The sequence below is a fragment of the Ktedonobacter racemifer DSM 44963 genome (assembly GCF_000178855.1).
GTDB lineage: Bacteria > Chloroflexota > Ktedonobacteria > Ktedonobacterales > Ktedonobacteraceae > Ktedonobacter > Ktedonobacter racemifer.
This window is the reverse complement of sequence record NZ_ADVG01000001.1, coordinates 1,097,580-1,117,572: the sequence shown is the minus strand read 5'-3', so window position 1 is coordinate 1,117,572 and position 19,993 is coordinate 1,097,580. Positions and strand designations below refer to the sequence as shown.

Genomic DNA, 19,993 nt, shown 5'->3' with positions numbered 1-19,993 from the left:
GCCGCGCGTCATTGGGGGTCTACACGACGCCGCGCGTCTCCCGCTCTTTGAGCCAGGCGATGAGTGACGAGAGCATGACACGCCTTACACCATCGCTGAGCTTGACCGAGGGAAGACCGTCGCGGAGGTAGTCATAGACCTTGGGGCGCCCAACTCCCAGGTATTGCGCCGTCTGCTCAATGGTAAGCGCGCGCTCCTGGCCGAGATCGAGAAGAGGCGGAGGTGATGCAGGTTGAACTGTCTCCTCTTTCCTCTTGCGTCCTCGTCGAGGCGCCTCTGTCGAGTAAGAAAGAGCGGGGGCAGTCGTGGTTGAGGTTCGAGGCATAGTATTTCTCCTTCCAAGCTGTTCGTATAAAAGTTGCGGAATAACGCCACATCGGTACAAAGAGGAGCGCGTGTTACTAGACCGCGCCCCACAAACTACCGCAATACAATGATATGTAGGGGGATCATTGAAACAAAGCAAATCCAGATGTGCATAGGGGTTTGGATCGGGTTACTTGATCTCGCTCACTTGGTTGAAATGAGATGAGATTGCATCCCTTCCATGAGAAGCATACAATAGTGATATCAAGACACTACTTTCCCTTGCTCATGAAACGTTTGGTTGTTTCCAATAGGAGGGTTGAAGTGGGTAAGAGTTCTCGGCCTGTTACCCGTCGTCAAGCGAATAGAGGGAAGCGATATCAACGCGTGATGCCTGCAAGGAAGCGAGTGTCCCACGCTTCCCCATTGGAAAAAGCCATAGCACACAACGGTACTTTGACGTTGCCTGAGTTGAACGCTGTTTTGGACGTTCTCCCCGATAGCGTCATTGTCTGTGATCGAGAAGGGAAGATCCTTCAGATCAATGCTGCGGCCTCTCAACTCTTTGAATTGGCTCCTGACTCCCCTTATCAAGGAACCTCCTATCGGCAGTTTCTCGGGTCCTATGAGCTGCATGACGACCAGCAACGCCTCTCCTCCATCGAGCAATGGCCCATCAACCTTGCTCTCGCTGGCAAAGTGATGTCTCATTCGCCAGAAAACACGCTCGCCCTCCATCTGCCTTCCGGGCGCAAGATCTATGTGTATGTCTGGCGCTTTCTCCTTCCGGATACACATAAGCACATCGCCAAATTTGCGTACATCTTTCGTAATATCACCTTCCGTTATCAGAAAGCCTTGCACCTTCAGCGCGTTCAGCAGGCAGTGTTGACTCTGACCCAAGCCATTGTGCAAGTTCCGTCGGATATGGATTTTACCTTGCCGAAAGAAACGCCGCTCCTGTCACCTCGGCTGCTTTTGGTCGCCCAACAGTTGGTGGACGTGATCCATGAGATTCTGGATTGTCGCCGGGTCGCTCTTTGGGCGCTGGGATCAACAGGGTATATGCACTATGTGACAGGAAGTGGCTTTACCACTGAGCAAGAACACCGTCGTCGGCGCGACAGTGGACACCTCTTGCCCACAGAATTAGCCGGGGAGGCCGTGATGGCCCGCCTTCAGTCCAACGAGGTAATTATCTCGGCTGATCATATACATTTTTCATCTGAATATGCGAGAGAATTTGGCTCTGAGGATCGCTTCCTGATAGTCCCTTTGTTTCTGGAGCAGCGGCTGGCTGGGGCGCTGATCATCACCAAGGCGGTTTTGGAGAGCGAATACCTACCAGAGGAAATCGAACTGGTGAAAGCAGTCGCAGCACAGGTCGTGCTAGTTGTTGAATGCATCCTTTGCTTACAGGAGCAAGCTGAGACGAAAATGAAAGCACGCATGCTGCAGGAAATGAATCACATCACCACGGATTTTCTGACTCTGGCCAGTCATGAGCTGCGCACGCCACTGACAGGGATCTTCGGCAATCTGCAATTAGCTCAGCGCAGGTTAAAGACATTGCAGTGCCAGGTTGCCGAACAGTCTGAGGAGATGGAGACGCGCGTTGAACATGTCCAGCAGCCCTTAATATCAGCCTCGCAAAGCGCCGAGCTTCAGCAACGCATGATCAACAATCTCATTGATGATGCACATCTGCAAAGCAACACGCTCAGTTTATGCGTGGAACGCTGTGATCTGCTCGCGTTGGTCAAAGACGCGGTGGCCAGGAAGCAACCATTCCTCCCCAAACGCACCATCATACTGGAGTGCCTGCCGACGGAACACACGGTCCCCATTCTCGCCGATGTCGAACGGATCCGACAGGTTCTGACTACCTACCTGACGAATGCCTTTCGCTCCGCGCCTGCGAGGCATCCCATCAGTGTGCAGTTGACCGTCGAGGACACAATCGCGCGAGTTTCGGTGCATGATGAAGGGCCGGGAATCTCCCTGGAAGAGCAAGCACATCTCTGGGACCGCTTCTATCGAGCCAAAGGCAGCGCCGTCCAGCATGAACTGGATCTGAGCTTAGGACTAGGCTTGTATCTTTGTCGGGCCTTCATTGAGCTTCACCATGGCAACGTTGGAGTGCAAAGTACCGCCGGGCAGGGGGCAACCTTCTGGTTCACCTTGCCAATTGCAAGGTCTACAGAGGCAAACATGGGCAGAAGTAGTGCTCTGGTTGGCGGCTCGTAGCTCAATCTTTCTGCCCTCTGCTGTAGTGCGTGTATTCTTTTTGTTCCTCTTTTTTGTAGAAAGAGAAGGGTTTCTTGCCTCTATTCGTTTATAGTGCCCTACGTGCCATCTTTGGGCTATTGCTCCCTACTGACTCTGTGAGAACGCAACGACGTCATCGCCATCGGCGTCGCTTTCTGTTCTCCTGGACGAAAATCGTTCATACAGGATGGGCTCATCAACACACCATCTATGTGCATGACTGGTACGTTGTTTTTCCTCTTTGCTTTACCACTTCCCTTCGTATTCCTGTTTCCCTCTTCTCTTCCTGCTCTTTGACTGCCACCCGTCTATCTCGTATGGCAATGGATTGCCTTCCATCTTTGACGGTGCAGTATTTGCTTTTGACTCGACGGCCAGCTATCTCCACTTGAGGGATTAAAGATGAAATATTTGCTATTGAGTGCTTTTCTCTGTTTGATGCTGCTCTGTCCATGCTCGTATTTGTATGCATTAATCTTGCCTTTATCTTCACCTCCTGTTGCAAAACATGCGCCATTGACGTCATCTCCAACTTCCACCCCTACCCCAACCTCTACGCCAATGCCGACAGTGTTGCCAATGCCATCTGGAAACCTTCCTGGCTGGTATAAGCGTGAAAGTCCCCTGTGGAGCGGGTATACAGCGTCAAAGAGAGGGGTTGTGGGCGTGAGAGCGCAATGGATTGAACCTGAGGTGTCTGGTGGACCAGGCTCAAATGTATATATATGGATTGGAGTAGGAGGATTGGCGCAAACACAAAATGAGCTTGTGCAGATAGGCACACTCGCCTATACTGATTCGAGTGGAAACACGAGTCATCGGGTGTGGTATGAAACGGTTCCCCAGTTAAGCCAGTTGACAGAGATGCTTGTCTCGCCCGGAGATACAATCTTTGCTGTCATGGAGCTTGATCCTGGAAGTAATCAACATTGGAACCTCTCGCTAAGGGATGTGACCCAAAATACTACTTTTGCCACCAGGATCGACTACCCCTCAAGCCAGATCTTTGCGGACTTTATTGTAGAGGATCCACACCTCAATTCAACGGAACTTTCAGCACCATTGTATCCTTTTCAACGTTTCACGTCGGTAAGCTTTACAGGTGCTCAGGTCCACTACGCAGATGGCTGGCATTCTATCGGGGCGTTACCAATGTTACAGATTAGTATGTTGCAAAAAGGCAAGATGGTTGCCTATCCCAAGGATATTGCTCTTCCAGATTCATTCTCAGTTATCCATACCTCTTCCTAAGGGAATCTGCTGACCTGGGTAAAGCTTGTCCCGTTCCTAAAAACCTAGTACTCTGTCATCCTTGATTTGATGAGCTGAAAAAGATGGAGTATCCTTGAAGGACAAACGAAACAGATCCATTCAAGGAGGCTCCATGAAGAAGTATAGCGTCCAGTTAGATGCCCAGCAACGCCAGATGCTCGAAAGCCTGCTGACAGGAGGGAAGGCAACAGCGCGCAGTCAGACACACGCGAGAATTTTACTGAAAGCCGATCAGGCAGAGGGAGGGCCAGGGTGGACAGATGAGCAGATCGCCGAAGCGCTCTCAGTCGGAAGGGCCACAGTAGAACGGGTGCGCAAACGCTTTGTTGAGGGAGGGCTGTTGGATGCTCTGGTGCGGCGTCCACAGCCGGAACGGCCCCAGAAGCGGAAAATGGATGGAGAACTGGAAGCACGCCTGGTCACGCTGGCCTGTAGCCAGACGGAAGGGGGACAAAAGCGTTGGACGATGCGGATGCTCGCCGAGAAGCTGGTGCAACTGGGGTACATTGATCAGATCAGCCACAATACCGTCTGGGTCACACTAAAAAAAATGAACTGAAACCGTGGCGAAAAAAGCCTTTCTGCATTCCGCCAGAAGCGAATGCGGAATGTGTGTATCACATGGAGGATGTGCTGGAAGTGTACCAGCGTCCCTATGATCCGCGGGTGCCGAAGATGTGTATGGATGAGGGAAGCAAACAAGTGCTGGCTCACACGCGCAAGCCGATCCCGATGGAAGCCGGCGAGCCAGAGCGCGTCGATTACGAATATGAACGCAAAGGAGTGTGTAGCGTGTTTCTCGCCATGGAGCCGGAAACGGGAGCGTGCCAGGTGCGCGTGAGCAAGCGGCGAACCAAAAAGGACTGGGCGCTGTTTCTGCGTGATGTGATTGACCTTCACTACCCCCATGCCGAAAAAATTGTGCTCGTGATGGACAATCTCAACACGCATACGCCTTCCTCGTTTTACGAGGTCTTTGAGCCCGCAGAAGCTCGACGGCTGACCGAAAAACTGGAGATCCATTACACGCCCAAGCATGGGAGTTGGCTGAATATGGCCGAGATCGAACTGTCCGTTCTCGCACGGCAATGCTTGTCCGATCGCTTTCCCAACATGCAGGCGCTTACTGCTCAGGTGGATGCTTGGCAGCAGGAGCGCAACCAGGCAAAAGTGACCATCAACTGGCGCTTTACCATGGCTGATGCGCGCATCAAGCTCAAGCGTCTTTACCCATCCATTGAAGCATGACAGAATACTAGGTAACAGACATGGCATTGTGGGCGTCGAATCTTCCTCCACCAACAACTCGGTCTTTTTACCTCTTTAAACACGCTTTGCTGTTCAGGTATTCCCCCTCATCATCAAAAATGCGTTTGAGCCCTCCAACGAAAAAGGCCCTCATGGCAGGTTTAATAAAACCGCTTGGAGAGACGATATAGACGTTATAGGCACCGTAGGAAAATGACAGCAGTTTTGACAGCAAATAACGTCATACGCTATGTGATTTGTGTAACATATAGAGGGTGTTTTGCTGTGTAAAGGAGCTTAAAAACGGCGTGGGATCGTGTGAAAAGATGCGAGGATGAGCCAAAAAAGGTGGTTCGATTATGTCAGAAAAAGTAGCTAGACGTCAAGCATTACCTTCCGATTCACTACGCTCATAGGCATAAAAACTTGTAGTGTTTGTTGAACTCTTGATTTTGCGAATGCGTCTTCTCTGAATTTGTTTCATGTCAACCAACTAAGATTAAACCTGTTCAAGCGGCTATACGTATATATTTGTGTCCTGGCTTTTGCCTGGCTATACTGATTAGAAGAGGTAAATGCCTACTTTTGATCATTGCTTAATAAAGTCCATTGAAGCTCTGTAAATTTTTACTTGATATTCTCTCGTAGTGGGTAAGCAAGTGCGATAGGCTCATCTCCAACAAGTGTGAGCTATCCGTGTAATAGATACCGTTTGCTCTTGACGGATTGGACGAATTGTAATTGCTAATCGTTATAATCATAAGCATGTGTTGACACATGCCTGAACTTATACTGATGGGCGAAGCGTTTTTTTGCGCAACCACATCAGGGAAGGAAGAATGAGCGTGGCAAAGCCGAAATATTCAGCAGGCGATGAGAAACAGCGTAAAGATCTGGGGAAGAAGCTGACAGACAGTGTCTGGCGTCAGAGTAATCGCCCGGGATCCATGAAGGACCTGGGCGTTAGCGCACTCAAGAATCTTCCCGCGAACATCGGCATGGTCCAGGGCTTAATGAAGGCCATCAACTGGAATCAGGCTCAGCAGGATGTAATACAGGGATTAAGCAACACAGTTGCGATTGTGGGTATGCCGAATACGGGAAAGAGCACGCTCTTCAACCAGATGAAGGGACAGACGCTCTCGCCCGTTTCCGCCCAGGTAGGGACCACGCGTACTCTCGTGCGTACAGACTTTGGCCCCTTTACGCTGATTGACACCCCTGGACACTTACCCGATGTCATGGAGAGTGGCATGGAGCAAGCAAGTGTGGTAGTATTCTTGCTTGATGCAGCCAGGGGATTGCAGGCTGAGGATCGCGAGCTGTACAACAGTATCCGCAAGCTCGAAAAGCCAACTATCATTGCCGTCAACAAAGTTGATACCTTGCGTGGCGGTGAGAAGGGTGATCAGATTGCGACAGAGATGGCAGTCTTGCTAGGTTCTCCAGGCATTATTCCCATTTCGGCCAAGAATGGTAGAAATGTGGCTGAAGAGCTTATTCCAGCTATCATTGATGCCAGTCCAGAGGCCGCGCTTGCCATTGGTCGCGAGTTGCCAGCCTATCGGCGCCAGGCCGCGCAACGCATTATTCGTAACGCTACCTTGGTGAGTTTGGCGGCAGGCATTGAGCCAATTCCTTTTGTGGATATTCCGATCCTTCTTGGCACGCAGGCGCGCCTGGTGCTTCGCCTGGCGGCATTATATGGTGAACCAATGGATAATACCGAGGCCATCAAGCACGCTCGTGAACTTATCACAACTATGGTAGGTGGCCTGGCGTTCCGTTACCTGGCTGAGCAGGTGGCCAAGCTCGTACCCTTTGGTGGTGATTTTGTGGCTGGTGCGATTGCTGGCGCGGCTACATGGTCAATTGGCGAGGTTGCGCTGGAGTACTATGAAAATGGGAAGCGCCTGAGTCCGAGCCGGTTGCAGCAGCTCTACAAAACTGCCTATCACCGTTTTCGTAAGGAGAAGACCTCGGATGAGTTGCTTGCGGAGGCCAGGGGCGAGAGCACCCTGGGGAAAAAAGATCCACTGGCAGCCTTAGACGAGGCAAAAGAAGCGTAAGCAAAAATACAAGAGAAGAAGGGACAGTATGAGCGAGTCAATGCTCTTTCCCTATGAAAAATATATGACCCTGTCCGAGTCCGTACCGGTATATTATCCTGCCGGTGACGAGACTCGTGCTAAACAGGTATTTCAAATCCTGACCAGGGCAACTGAGCAATTAGAGCAGTTGTTTGGTCAGAAGCGCCCGGAGCTTGAGATTCTCCTCTTGGCGCCCGAGGATTTTCAGATAGCTCCCCATGATGAGATGGAAGAGGTTGGTATGCCACATCCTTATTGGACGGATGTGACATCTCCTCCCACAATTGTCGTACCGGCTGAAGTGGACTTGATCTTTGGCGAGGTAACGCCTGCAAAGTTTTCTTTCATGCTCTATCACGCCCTTGTCCTGGCCTTTCTCGAGAACGATCCACGCCCCTGGCCGGAAGATAATCCCCTCTGGGCCGATGAATGGCAAATCAAGTTTGGTGCCCTCTGGCTCTCGCAGACGCTGGATGGTGAAAAAGGGGTTATCAATACAGATCTGTTCGCAGAATATGACGATATTTTTGAAGTAGAGCCTGACGGCAAAACCCCCAATACGGTGCGAGGCTTTGATTGGTATGAGGATACCTCGCCTGAGGACTATCTATGCTATCAGCTCCTGTTAGAGCAGATGGCCGCTGACCTATTGCAAAAATACCCGGCAGACATTCTTCCGCGTTTTCTGGCTTTATATCGCGTGGAGCGTGATGTGTGGCTTAGTGATGAAGTAACTTCTCTCCTGGCTTCGGTACTTGGTCCGGGTGGTGAGGAGTGGCTGGAGGACCTTGTCTACTTCTAGCGCTCTCTAGTAACGTCATGAGTTAGCAATCTGTACATGTCGGTATGCTTTCAGGCATACCGGCTTGTGCTTTTTCATATCTTGATTTGGGAAGAGGCGATGATATGTTTAGTCGTGTGGCAATTGTGGGTCTGGGCCTGATAGGAGGGTCTATTGGCCTGGCTTTGCGTCGATCTAAAGCCGCGCAAGAGGTGGCTGGTTATGACCTGGGAAAGGGGGTCTGCCAGCAGGCTCGCAGGGTAGGAGCCATAGATGCGGCTTATGAGTCGCTAGAGGATACCGTGCGAGGGGCAGATCTTGTCATTTTAGCGACTCCTGTTGGCGCGATTCGGGCGTTACTGCAAACCCTTGGTCCTGTGTTAACACCTGGGACTGTGATCACCGATGTGGCAAGCACCAAGGCACAGGTGATTAGCTGGGCGGAGGAGTTTCTACCCGAAACCGTGGCGTTTGTGGGAGGCCACCCCATGGCTGGTAAAGAAGTAACTGGCGTTGAAGCCGCAGATGCAGACCTCTTTTGTAATCGTGTCTACTGCCTAACACCCACGGTTCGCACGCGCTCAGGTGCCATCAATAAAGTAGTGGCGCTGGCGGAAGTGTTAGGTGCCCGCATACGTTTTCTGGAGCCGGCTGAACATGATGGCCAGGTGGCGACTGTCAGCCATCTACCCTTTCTAGCCTCTGTAGCGCTCATGGAGACTGCTGGAGAGAGCGCTTCCTGGCGAGATGCGTCGCTACTGGCAGCCAGTGGCTTTCGCGATGCTACCCGTCTGGCTGCTGGAAGTCCTGAGATGTATCGTGATATTTGTTTAACCAATCGAGATGCCGTAAGTCGTGGTCTGGATGAGTATATAGCGACTTTACAAGAGCTACGCAGGTTGATTGTAGATCATGACACGAGTATAGTTGAGCATTTCTCAGTGGCTCAACAGATGCGCCTAAAATGGCAAGCTACTTATGAAGAATAAGGACCAGGTTTTATGAAGCACTAAATTTAGTGTGTTGCAAAAAAAGTGCCAAAAAGGGTTGACAAGGTAGCAATATTGTGGCATACTTACCTTCGCTCCAACGACAACGGCTAAATTACTGCTATGTGTCGTGCTGATTGTACCACGCTAAAGTGGTTCTACACGGGATCCTAAATCTTCCCCGCGGTAATGGCGTACAGCATGCGTCTTGCTTCGTTGTGTCCGCTAAAGCTTACCGCTTCATGACGACACAAGAGGGAAAAACGGATTTCGCAAAGATCACAAAAAAGGGGTTGACAAACCCCAGGCGGTGTGCGATACTACCGGAGCAGTCGACGAGCGAACAAAAACAGCGACAACGCTGCAAGAGTTCGAAACGCCCGACACACAAGCGCAAGCCCACGGGTTTGCCGGGTTGCGGTTCAACAGGCAAAAGAAGAACGAACCAGAGCACCCTGAACAACTGAAGAGTGGAATGCAGAAGTACAACGGAACTTCGTTGAGTAAGCTTGTCTTGCTTACGAAGAACACCGTTCCTGTCAATTCTGCGAACAAGCAATTTGAAGTAACGACAACGTGCTTCTAGCCTGGACGCAAACTTACAATGCTTACTACATCACTGTGTAGCAGTGGTGTGGAAGATACATTCACAACTTGAATGGCGAGTTTGATCCTGGCTCAGGATAAACGCTGGCGGCGTGCCTAACACATGCAAGTCGAACGCCCTCTCGCAAGAGAGGGAGTGGCGGACGGGTGAGTAACACATGGGTACCTGCCCCGAGGTGAGGAATACCGGCGAGAAATCGCCGACAATACCGCATATGTTCCTCCGGGAACAAAGCTCGCAAGGGCGCCTTGGGATGGGCCTGTGGCCGATTAGCTTGTTGGTGAGGTAAGAGCTCACCAAGGCCACGATCGGTAGCTGGTCTGAGAGGATGGTCAGCCACACTGGGATTGAGAACGGCCCAGACTCCTACGGGGGGCAGCAGTGAGGAATTTTCGTCAATGGGGGCAACCCTGAACGAGCAACGCCGCGTGCAGGAGGACGCTTTTCGGAGTGTAAACTGCTTTTCTTGGGGACGAGTAAGGACGGTACCCAAGGAATAAGCCCCGGCTAACTACGTGCCAGCAGCCGCGGTAATACGTAGGGGGCAAGCGTTGTCCGGAGTTATTGGGCGTAAAGCGCACGCAGGCGGTTTCGTACGTCCGGAGTGACAGTTCCTGGCTCAACTGGGAAAGGTCTTCGGAAACGGCGAGACTTGAGGGCTTCAGAGGGACACGGAATTCCGGGTGGAGTGGTGAAATGCGTAGAGATCCGGAGGAACACCAATGGCGAAGGCAGTGTCCTGGGAAGCATCTGACGCTCAGGTGCGAAAGCTAGGGGAGCGAACAGGATTAGATACCCTGGTAGTCCTAGCCGTAAACGATGACCACTAGGTGTGGGAGGTATCGACCCCTTCCGTGCCGTCGCAAACGCAATAAGTGGTCCGCCTGGGGAGTACGGTCGCAAGATTAAAACTCAAAGGAATTGACGGGGACCCGCACAAGCAGCGGAGCGTGTGGTTTAATTCGATGCAACGCGAAGAACCTTACCAAGTCTTGACATGCAGATGCACCAGCGGTAATGCGCTGTCCCTTCGGGGCGTTTGCACAGGTGCTGCATGGCTGTCGTCAGCTCGTGTCGTGAGATGTTGGGTTAAGTCCCGCAACGAGCGCAACCCCTACTGCCTATTACAACTTCTAGGCGGAACTGCCCTCACGGGAGGAAGGCGGGGATGACGTCAAGTCAGCACGGCCCTTACGACTTGGGCGACACACACGCTACAATGGCCAGCAACAAAGGGATGCCAACCCGCGAGGGGGAGCCAAGCTCAAAAACCTGGTCTCAGTTCAGATTGCAGGCTGAAACTCGCCTGCATGAAGGTGGAGTTGCTAGTAACCGTAGGTCAGCACACTACGGTGAATACGTTCCCGGGTCTTGTACACACCGCCCGTCACACCACGAAAGTCGGCAACACCTGAAGCCGCCAGGCTAACTCTTCGGAGAGGCAGGCGTCGAGGGTGGGGTTGGTGATTGGGGTGAAGTCGTAACAAGGTAGCTGTACCGGAAGGTGCGGCTGGATCACCTCCTTTCTAGGGAGTCATCACTCTCCATAGCGAGAGTGCACTCTCAGGTCGAACAGGAACGACCTGTCCGTTGTCCCCTGCTTCCACTCTTCAGCGGTTCGGCCGCTGGTTTTGACCAGTACCGAGACCCGCATAGTACCTGAACAACCAAAGAAGTATTCCTTCAATTTTGCTGAGCGAGCACGTTGGCACGTAAGTGTTCAACCGTGACGGAAGTCATGTTCAGCTCGTGACAGTGAAGAAAGAAGACCGAGATCCCATACAACAAGGGTAACAGACCAACAAGAAGAAGCAGACAAGGCAGAACAAGCGAAACAGAGTACGAGGTGGATGCCTTGGCGCTGAAGACCGATGAAGGACGCGGAGACCGGCGAAACGTTCAGGGGGAGCTGCATCCAAGCGATGAGCCCTGAGATTCCGAATGGGGCAACCCCTCCAGAGTGATGTCTGGAGACCTATCGCTGAACACATAGGCGATATGGAGGATCGTGGGTGAACTGAAACATCTCAGTAGCCTGCGTAAGAGAAATCAACCGAGATTCCCGTAGTAGTGGCGAGCGAACCGGGAAGAGCCCAAACCATCTATTCCTCGTGAATAGGCGGGGTTGTAGGACTTCTATCAGCAGACGTTTTCTTACTCGAAGGCATTGGAACGTGCCACCAGAGGGGGTGAGAGTCCCGTAGAGGACGAGAGAACGACTGTGAGAAGTATCCTGAGTACCACGAGACACGTGCAATCTTGTGGGAAGCTGGGGGGACCACCCTCCAAGGCTAAAGAACTTCAGCGACCGATAGCGAACAAGTACCGTGAGGGAAAGGTGAAAAGTACCCCGAGAGGGGGATGAAAGAGTCCCTGAAACCACGTACTCACAAGCAGTCAGAGGCCACTGTGCCGTTGCGGCACCAAGGGCTGATGGCGTGCCTTTTGTAGAATGATCCGGCGAGTGCATCGCACGTTGCAGGTTAACCAGCGCTAAAGCTGGGGAGCCAGAGGGCAACCGAGTCTCAAACAGGCGTGTATGTAGCGGCGATGCGACCCGAAACCGTGTGAGCTACCCATGAGCAGAGTGAAGCGGATGTAACAGTCCGTCGAGGCTCGAACCCACCAGTGTTGCAAAACTGGGGGATGACTTGTGGGTAGGGGTGAAATGCTAATCGAACACGGAGATAGCTGGTTCTCCCCGAAATGTATTGAGGTACAGCCACCTGAAACGACTATCCTGGAGGTAGAGCACTAGATAGGCTAGGGGCCCTGTGCGGGTTACCAACCCTACTTAAACTCCGAATGCCAGGACAGGATCCAGGTGAGTGAGACGGCGGGGGCTAAGCTTCGTCGTCAAAAGGGAAACAGCCCAGACCATCGGCTAAGGTCTCCAAATCGATGCTCAGTGTCAAAGGGGGTCAATGCGCCCAAACAGCCAGGATGTTGGCTTAGAAGCAGCCATCATTTAAAGAGTGCGTAATAGCTCACTGGTCGAGTGCAATGGCACCGACAACGTATCGAGGCTTAAGCATCGTACCGAAGCCGTGGAATACAGTGCATAACTGTATTGGTAGGGGAGCGTTCTCGACGCCTGAGAAGCCAGACCGCAAGGACTGGTGGAGGTAAGAGAAGTGAGAATGCCGGAATGAGTAGCGCAATGTCTGCGAGAACCAGACACACCGAATGCCTGAGGGTTCCTGGGCAACGTCAATCGTCCCAGGGTGAGTCGGGCCCTAAGCCGAGGGCGTCATGCCGTAGGCGATGGAAAGCAGGTCAGAGAATCCTGCACCGGAACGTTTCGTTATGAGCAATGGGGGGACGCGGTAGGGAAGGTGAGCCGATCGAATGGACAGGATCGGTGCCTCTGTTGAAGCGCGTGACCGAGGAAAATCCCGGACACAGTATGCGTAACACTGAGGCCGAGCGCCCGCGAGGGTGCGGAAGTCATTGGTCCCCAGGCCGTCAAGAAAAGCCTCTCGCCAGAAATTGTTCCGCCCGTACCGCAAACCGACACTGGTAGGCAGGGGGAAATCTCCCCAGGTGATCGAGCGACCCTCTGTTAAGGAACTCGGCAAATTAACCCCGTACCTTTGGAAGAAGGGGTGCCTGCGTAGCTGTGTGTGCTTGCACACATGGTGAGAAGGTTGCAAGAAATCGGCTCAAGCGACTGTTTACCAAAAACACAGGTCTCTGCGAACGCGAAAGCGGAAGTATAGGGGCTGACTCCTGCCCAGTGCCGGAAGGTTACGAGGAGTGGTGTGCGTAGCCACGAATCTAAGCCCCGGTGAACGGCGGCCGTAACTATAACGGTCCTAAGGTAGCGAAATTCCTTGTCGGGTAAGTTCCGACCCGCACGAAAGGAGTAACGACTTGAGCGCTGTCTCGACAGAGGACTCGGCGAAATTGAAGTACCCGTGAAGATACGGGTTACCCACGACAGGACAAAAAGACCCCGTGGAGCTTTACTACAGTTTGGCCTGGAAACGAAGTATGGTGTGCGTAGCATAGGTGGGAGCCGGAGAGAGCAGGCTTGTGGGCTTGCAGGAGGCACTAGTGAAATACCACTCTCACCATGGTTTGTGTCTCACACGTCACCGTGAACCGGGACGTGAACAGGGCCAGATGGGTAGTTTGACTGGGGCGGTCGCCTCCCAAAGAGTAACGGAGGCGCCCAAAGGTTCCCTCAGGGTGGATGGACATCACCCTCTGTAGAGTGTAAAGGCACAAGGGAGCTTGACTGTGAGGCTGACACGCCGAGCAGGGACGAAAGTCGGGCTTAGTGATCCCACATTCCCGTGTGGAAGGAGTGTGGCTCAACGGATAAAAGCTACCCCGGGGATAACAGGCTTATCTTGCCCAAGAGTTCACATCGACGGCAAGGTTTGGCACCTCGATGTCGGCTCGTCGCATCCTGGGGCTGGAGTAGGTCCCAAGGGTTGGGCTGTTCGCCCATGAAAGCGGCACGCGAGCTGGGTTCAGAACGTCGCGAGACAGTTCGGTCTCTATCCGTCGTGGGCGTCGGAAAAGTGAGGGGAGTCATCTTCAGTACGAGAGGACCGAGATGGCTTGACCGCTAGTGCGCCAGTTGGGGGGCCTCCTCCAGAGCTGGGTAGCTACGTCAAGAAGGGATAAGCGCTGAAAGCATCTAAGCGCGAAGCCGACCCGAAGATAACTTTTCCCACTCTCTTTTGAAGAGTCAAGATCCCAGGAAGAAGACCTGGTGGATAGGCTGCGCGTGGACGCCTGGTAACAGGTGGAGCGGAGCAGTACTAATGATCGTACGGCTTGTTTCCCAGTGTGTTTCTTCATGAGTGGTGTGCGTCTCCTGTTGTGTGTGAGAGCGGTCTTTGATCGGACCTGAGCACGAGCGAGAGGGCTTGGCGGCACGGGGAGCATGAGCAGGCCAGCGTGGCTCAGCAAAATTGAGGGAATACTTCTTTGGCAGGTAACAGACACAGAAAGAGCGTGATTTCATCAGCAGACACTTGATGGAGTCACGCTCTTTCTATTTTTTTGATCTTGATTTCGCCGTGATATACTGGAGCTACCATCTTGATTCCCAAAGGAGAGCTCCCCATGGCTGATGTGACTTTGCAACGTGAGAAGATAAATCAGGCAATACAAATTCTTGATGAGCTTCAGCTTGATTGCTGGCTGACTTTTGTACGTGAGACGGGTGAGCAACCGGATCCTGCACTCAAACTTATTTTTGACCAGGAGCTGACCTGGCATTGCGCTTTTATTTTGACGCACACAGGTGAAAAGATTGCTATCGTCGCGCGCTATGACGATGACCTGGTTAAGCAGGGAAACCTGTACAATACCGTGTTTACCTATACCGATAACTTTGCCTCTGTCCTGGTTGAAACATTGACGCGGCTCAATCCTTCCTCCATTGCATTGAACTATTCTATCGATGATGTGGCGGCCGATGGCTTGACGCATGGCATGTACCTCCAATTAGTGGAAGCACTGAAAGCCACTCCTTTCCCAGAGCGTTTTACCTCCTCTTCTCCCCTTATCTCTCGCCTGCGCAGCCGTAAGACTTCCCAGGAATTGGTGCGTATGCGCCAGGCCATCCAGGAGACGTATGGCCTCTTTGACTTGATTACACGCTCCCTTAAAGCTGGAGTGACTGAGCGGGAGATTAGTGATTTGGTCCATGCTAAGATGGCGAATCGCTCCCTTGGAAGCGCCTGGTCTTATGATAGCTGTCCAGGCGTTAAATTTGGCCCCAATACGCTCTTTGGACATGGAATACCTGGAGGAATTGAAATCGAGCCAGGATTCGTGGTTAGCGTCGATTTAGGGGTATCGTACGCGGGTTACTGCTCTGATCTCCAACGTATGTGGTATCTGCGCAAACCTGGAGAGCAGAATGTGCCAGAGGTTGTCTCCCAAGCCTTTGCCGCTGTTAAGGGGGCTATCGAGGCTGGCAAGGCCGTGCTTAAGCCAGGCATTCAGGGGTGGCAGGTAGATGCCGCGGCACGTGAGTATCTCGTGCAGGCTGGCTATTCTGAGTACCAGCATGCTCTGGGACACGGCGTTGGTCGCTATGCTCATGATGGTGGACCCATTCTAGGGCCGCGTTGGGCCCGTTATGGCGAAACACCCTATTATACGATTGAAGAGGGACTTGTATTTACTCTAGAACTGGGTGTTATGACCGAGCGTGGATATGTGAGCCAGGAAGACGAGGTTATTGTCACAGCACAGGGCTGTGAGTGGTTCTCACAACCTCAAGATGCGATATACGTGGTTTAAGCGCTTGTTATAAAAGGGTGCGGCTCTGAGCTGGAAGGCTTAGAGCCGCACCCTTTGGCGTTTGAATAGGTCATGTGGCAGTTTATTTCTTACGTCTCCCTAGCAGGAATAGCCCCAGCAGGAAACCTAGCCCAATGCCTATGAGCAACGTCTGTCGCTGTTTCTGGCGCTGCCTCCCTGATGAGCGATGCTCCAAATCCACTTGTTGGGCTTGATCATAGAGACCACCTTGCTGATAGGCCTCGTCGAGAAGCTGAATTGGATGGACAACTTTCATGGCGAGACCGCGCTGGCGTACTCCCATGTCGATCTGCATCATACATCCCGGGTTGCCTGTGGCGATGATCTCCGCGTCAGTCGCGGCGACATTGTTCATCTTTCGCTCGAGCAGCTCATTGCCCATCTCCTGATTGACGATATTGTAGATGCCGGCGCTCCCGCAGCACCAATCGGCCTCTTTGAGTTCTGTCAATCGTAAGCCGGGAATGGATTTGAGCAACTGGCGTGGTTGCTGCCTGATTTTTTGCCCGTGTGCCAGGTGACAGGCATCATGATAGGCGACGGTACGTGAAATCTCGCCCATTTGTGGATTGAGCGTGAGTCCAGCTAGAAACTCGCTGATGTCTTTTACCTTGTGGCTAAAGGTCTTTGCTCGCTCGGCATAGGCGGGATCATCGCGTAGCATATGATCGTACTCTTTGAGGGTTGAACCACACCCAGCGGAATTGATGATAATGAAATCACAATTATACTGCTCAAAGGTGTCGATGTTGCGCCTGGCCAATTCGCGTCCGCGCGCAGCCTCGCCTCCATGTACATGCAACGCTCCACAGCAATTCTGTTGAGGTGGCGTAATCACCTCGCAGCCATTGGCGGCCAGTACACGGATGCTTGCTTCATTGATATCGCGAAAAACCTGGTCCATAATACAGCCGCTGACGAAACCAACGCGATAACGCCTTACTCCGATTGCGTATGTTATCTCGGGGAGGAGATCAGGAAATAGGTCTCCAGAGGCCGAGTTCATGAGCTGCTCGGGAAGTTTCAGCTTGCCTTGAAATGGTGTGGGAAGCCCATTGGCCACGTCGATGAGGCCTGTGCTGCGCGCGAGCTTCTGTAGCCCACTCCGTTGGTAGATCTTTAGCCCTGAGAAGACAAGCGTCGTTATCGGACGCGAAGGGAGCATATAGTCAAAGAAGAAGCGATGAAGCAGTTTTCCAGCCACTGATCCCTGTGCATTGGGGCGCTCCTCTTCTTGCTCGGATGCTGGAACAGTCTGGGTACGCGCCTCGGGCTGCTTGTCGGCTAGCTGAATCTGCTCGCGAGCCGCTTCAATCAGCTTGCCAAATTGCACGCCTGATGGACAAGCGGTTTCACAGGCGCGGCACCCCACACAGCAATTCATATGCTCGATGAAATCATCAGAGATGTCCAGTCGCCCTTCCGCCACTGCCTGCATCTGATAGATGCGCCCACGGGGCGAGTCCATCTCTACGCCCAATACTGCGTAGGTAGGGCAGGTAGGCAGGCAGAAGCCACAATGGATACATTGACGCATTAGGTCATACGTGTGTGTATCGCGGCGCAATGGCCCCTCTGTGGGGGGAGTGATCTCTGGATATGTCTCATGCCTAATGATCGGCTCTGATGCCATGAGGGGACCTCCATATGATGAAAAAAGGCGCGCATGCCTTTATCTACGCGTAGGAAGCGGCTGCGCCGCCGCAACGGTGATCTCTTGCCTGTTATGAAACAACTGGTGTGCTCGCACTATATTGAAGTGTTTACGCATCGTTTTCAAGGCTTCGTTCATTGTTTTGAGTGGGTTAATGCTCTCGGTTGCGTGAGGCAACTTAAACACACTGATAATGAAACCCTCCGGTCGCAACTGCGCCGAGGCTCGCGCCAGGAGTCTCGCGGCTTCCCGTGCATCCATCTTCATATCATTGACGATCAGGTCAAAGCGGGTGAAGTGCTTCAATTGGGCCTGGGCGTCGAGATAGCGTTCGGTATACCCTTGATAATGTTCGAGTCCTCTATAGGCGCGTAAGCGTGGATCCAGATTTGCTGGGTCGACAGCGACGACGTCCAATCCTGCGTTGAGCAGCAGGCGTGTCCAGCCACCTGGGGCTGCTCCTAGATCTAGCGCCTTGCCTTGCTCGGGAAGCGTAATATGAAACACCTCCAGCGCTTCAAGTAGCTTAAACTCGGCCCGGCTGATTTGCTCTTCTGTCTGGGCGTAGTGACGTGCTCCTCCAGGCCAACTGCTCAGGTTATCTTCGACGTTTGAGATGCCGACGTAACACTGGTGGGAAGCGCAGAGCAGAGAGACCACCACTTCGGGTTTCTTTATATCTTCGATGGCACCTGTCTCTTCCGCGAACGCTATGGCCAGTTCACGATTGAGCATGCCACTACTGTAGGGGCGTTTGCCCTGTTGTTTGTCCGTCTGAATAAAGCGGGTTTGTACGGCGAAATGAATACCACGTTCGATGCGCACAAAGCCTGGTAGCTCTGCTATCGCAGTGGCAATGTTACCTAGATCCTGTTCGCTATTGTGTAGCGCAACTATGTCCTGTACGGGCGCCAGGTGACGTACAAAGATAAGCTGAGCCTGGCTGGCACGTCGCATAAGTACTGCGCTATCAGGCACGCTACAGTGCAGGATGCCTGGCACAAGCTCTTCCAGAACTTCGATCTGTTTCTCTAATATGCGCAACTCATCTATGGCAGCCTGGGTAAACTCAGGCTGAGTTGTAATAAGCAAAGTATTCTGACTACTCACAATCCTCCCAAAAACCGTCCTTTAATAAATGTTTCCTGTGGATCAAACTGACTTTTGAGGCGCTGCATCATCGTGAAGGCGGCTCCAGGCTCGCCCCAGACATCAATATGTTGTTTCAACTGAGTTGGACAGCGCTCTATTACTAGACTACCACGTAGGGCTTGAACAGCGCTACGTAGCGCTGTCAGCGTGCCAACCAGGCGCGGTGTAGCGTCGACTGGTTGGAGTTCTGTATAAACAATGCCGTTGCCAGCGTGCGCAATATTGGTGGCCTCAAGATCATATTGGTGACAGGTTGAGGACAGTATACGCAGATAATGGGGTATTTGTGAAGGGAGGAGATTTATTTTGCAGGTAAGCGTTCCCTGTGTTTGTTGACGAATAGTCTGCCAGAAGTGCTCTTGCGCGTGATTAGTAAGATCTTCTCCCAGCAGGGCATGCTGCCTACGCGCCAGGAGACGGGTCTCATCGATCTGCCGTTCTATGGTCGAGAGACTGCCCTCAAAATTTACAGCCAGAGTATAGCCATTCACAGGCAAGTTGATGCCGTGAAAGTCGCTCATGACGCTGGCTGCACCGCTATCGATTAACTCAAGGGCTGTAGGGGCGATTACTGAGCCGAGTAGCTGGGTAACGGTCTGTATAGCATCTTCTACATTGGTATAGGTCAACAGGAGTGTATGCTCCGCTGGTGGCAGGGGTTGGAGCTTAAAGTTCGCCTCAACAATAATTCCCAGCGTGCTTAGGGAGCCGATGAAGAGTTTATTCAGGTCATAGCCCGCGACATTCTTCACGACCCGTCCGCCACTCCTGGCGATCTCTCCATTGGCTTGAATGAAGCGTAAGCCAATGACGAGATCACGGGCCGTTCCGTAGAGAAGGCGTTTAGGCCCGCTGGCATTGGCCGCGAGAAGGCCTCCAATGGTTGCCTGCTCAGCATGGGGTGGGTCAAGGGGTAATCTCTGCCCCTTACGTGCCAGCAATGTCTGGAGAGTTGCTAGTGGCATGCCAGCCTCAACCCGGCAGGTCAAATCGGCCGCCTCATGCTCCAGGAGATGATTAAGCCTGGTTGTAAGCAAGACGGCATCAAAGGGGCTGGGAATGCCGCCGAGATGCATGTAAGTGCCGCTTCCACGTGCCTGTACGGTTCCCCTATATTGGTGAATAAGCGCGACTGCCTGGGCGGCCTCTTCAATCGTATCTGGTATGAGGATGGATGCTGGCTCAACGTCATCGACTGCATAGGTGTGTTGCTGCTCGGCCTCTTGTAGTAGCGTTAAGCCGGGTAGATGTGTTTGCAGGCTCTGCGCAAGCAAGATGCTCTCTCCCATTAGTTTTTCAGCTCCTCATCAAATAAATATGTGCAGGGCGTAGCATCTG

12 protein-coding genes and 2 rRNA genes are annotated in these 19,993 nt (G+C 52.6%); 9 read left to right on the top strand and 5 right to left on the bottom strand.

From position 1 onward, the window contains the following. Positions 1–19: 19 nt before the first annotated feature. The gene (locus tag KRAC_RS75525) at positions 20–325 is read right to left on the bottom strand and encodes a helix-turn-helix domain-containing protein (protein WP_007904980.1); all 306 of its coding nucleotides are present in this window, start codon (positions 323–325) and stop codon (positions 20–22) included. 305 nt (positions 326–630) lie between these two features. Here KRAC_RS75525 and KRAC_RS05000 point away from each other — a divergent pair, with 305 nt between their 5' ends. Continuing rightward, a complete protein-coding gene (locus KRAC_RS05000) occupies positions 631–2,553 on the top strand; it encodes a sensor histidine kinase (protein WP_075164168.1) in 1,923 nt (640 codons plus the stop codon). Between the two features lie 229 nt (positions 2,554–2,782). On the opposite strand, the gene KRAC_RS70760 is transcribed toward KRAC_RS05000, so the two are convergent. Further along, positions 2,783–3,091 carry a hypothetical protein gene (locus KRAC_RS70760; protein ID WP_169460859.1) on the bottom strand — a complete coding sequence of 103 codons (309 nt, stop codon included), beginning with the start codon at positions 3,089–3,091 and terminating at the stop codon, positions 2,783–2,785. Here KRAC_RS70760 and KRAC_RS04995 point away from each other — a divergent pair. The 8 genes from KRAC_RS04995 (at position 2,977) to KRAC_RS04950 (ending at position 15,828) form a co-directional block, all read left to right on the top strand. Further along, entirely contained in the window at positions 2,977–3,825 is an 849-nt protein-coding gene (locus tag KRAC_RS04995; protein WP_007904978.1) for a G1 family glutamic endopeptidase, read from the top strand. The genes KRAC_RS70760 and KRAC_RS04995 overlap by 115 nt on opposite strands. Before the next feature lie 133 nt (positions 3,826–3,958). Beyond that, a protein-coding gene (locus KRAC_RS68940) for an IS630 family transposase (protein WP_085954388.1) occupies positions 3,959–5,094 on the top strand; the annotation gives its coding sequence in 2 pieces (ribosomal slippage) (positions 3,959–4,388 and positions 4,388–5,094; 1,137 coding nt in all). 845 nt (positions 5,095–5,939) lie between these two features. Then, positions 5,940–7,163, top strand: a complete 1,224-nt coding sequence (locus tag KRAC_RS04980) for a GTP-binding protein (RefSeq protein ID WP_169460858.1) — start codon at positions 5,940–5,942, stop codon at positions 7,161–7,163. A gap of 28 nt (positions 7,164–7,191) precedes the next feature. Beyond that, positions 7,192–7,986, top strand: a complete 795-nt coding sequence (locus KRAC_RS04975; RefSeq protein WP_007904974.1) for a hypothetical protein — start codon at positions 7,192–7,194, stop codon at positions 7,984–7,986. A gap of 104 nt (positions 7,987–8,090) precedes the next feature. Beyond that, the gene (locus KRAC_RS04970; RefSeq protein ID WP_007904973.1) at positions 8,091–8,954 is read left to right on the top strand and encodes a prephenate dehydrogenase; all 864 of its coding nucleotides are present in this window, start codon (positions 8,091–8,093) and stop codon (positions 8,952–8,954) included. Positions 8,955–9,609: 655 nt separating this feature from the next. Further along, positions 9,610–11,087, top strand: a 16S ribosomal RNA gene (locus KRAC_RS04960). A gap of 297 nt (positions 11,088–11,384) precedes the next feature. Beyond that, positions 11,385–14,357 (top strand): 23S ribosomal RNA (locus KRAC_RS04955). The 16S and 23S rRNA genes sit together here, the layout of an rRNA operon. Positions 14,358–14,640: 283 nt before the next feature. After that, a complete protein-coding gene (locus KRAC_RS04950; protein ID WP_007904972.1) occupies positions 14,641–15,828 on the top strand; it encodes a M24 family metallopeptidase in 1,188 nt (395 codons plus the stop codon). An 82-nt stretch (positions 15,829–15,910) separates the two neighbouring features. Here the strand turns inward: KRAC_RS04950 and KRAC_RS04945 are convergent, their stop codons facing one another. From KRAC_RS04945 to KRAC_RS04935, 3 genes are read right to left on the bottom strand one after another with little or no spacing between them, the layout of a single operon-like run. Continuing rightward, positions 15,911–17,482, bottom strand: coding sequence for a (Fe-S)-binding protein (locus KRAC_RS04945; RefSeq protein WP_007904971.1), 1,572 nt, complete (start codon positions 17,480–17,482; stop codon positions 15,911–15,913). A gap of 39 nt (positions 17,483–17,521) precedes the next feature. After that, positions 17,522–18,613, bottom strand: coding sequence for an SAM-dependent methyltransferase (locus KRAC_RS60815; RefSeq protein WP_007904970.1), 1,092 nt, complete (start codon positions 18,611–18,613; stop codon positions 17,522–17,524). Beyond that, a complete protein-coding gene (locus KRAC_RS04935; protein ID WP_007904969.1) occupies positions 18,610–19,944 on the bottom strand; it encodes an FAD-binding oxidoreductase in 1,335 nt (444 codons plus the stop codon). Before KRAC_RS04935 ends, KRAC_RS60815 begins: the two co-directional genes overlap by 4 nt. Between the last annotated feature and the right edge of the window lie 49 nt (positions 19,945–19,993).

What these genes read in the sequence shown, in the direction of transcription:
- KRAC_RS75525 (WP_007904980.1), bottom strand. Translation starts at nt 325, where the DNA reads ATGCCTCGAACCTCAACCACGACTGCCCCCGCTCTTTCTTACTCGACA.
- KRAC_RS04995 (WP_007904978.1), top strand. Translation starts at nt 2,977, where the DNA reads ATGAAATATTTGCTATTGAGTGCTTTTCTCTGTTTGATGCTGCTCTGT.
- KRAC_RS70760 (WP_169460859.1), bottom strand. Translation starts at nt 3,091, where the DNA reads ATGGCGCATGTTTTGCAACAGGAGGTGAAGATAAAGGCAAGATTAATG.
- KRAC_RS04975 (WP_007904974.1), top strand. Translation starts at nt 7,192, where the DNA reads ATGAGCGAGTCAATGCTCTTTCCCTATGAAAAATATATGACCCTGTCC.
- KRAC_RS04970 (WP_007904973.1), top strand. Translation starts at nt 8,091, where the DNA reads ATGTTTAGTCGTGTGGCAATTGTGGGTCTGGGCCTGATAGGAGGGTCT.
- KRAC_RS04950 (WP_007904972.1), top strand. Translation starts at nt 14,641, where the DNA reads ATGGCTGATGTGACTTTGCAACGTGAGAAGATAAATCAGGCAATACAA.
- KRAC_RS04945 (WP_007904971.1), bottom strand. Translation starts at nt 17,482, where the DNA reads ATGGCATCAGAGCCGATCATTAGGCATGAGACATATCCAGAGATCACT.
- KRAC_RS04935 (WP_007904969.1), bottom strand. Translation starts at nt 19,944, where the DNA reads ATGGGAGAGAGCATCTTGCTTGCGCAGAGCCTGCAAACACATCTACCC.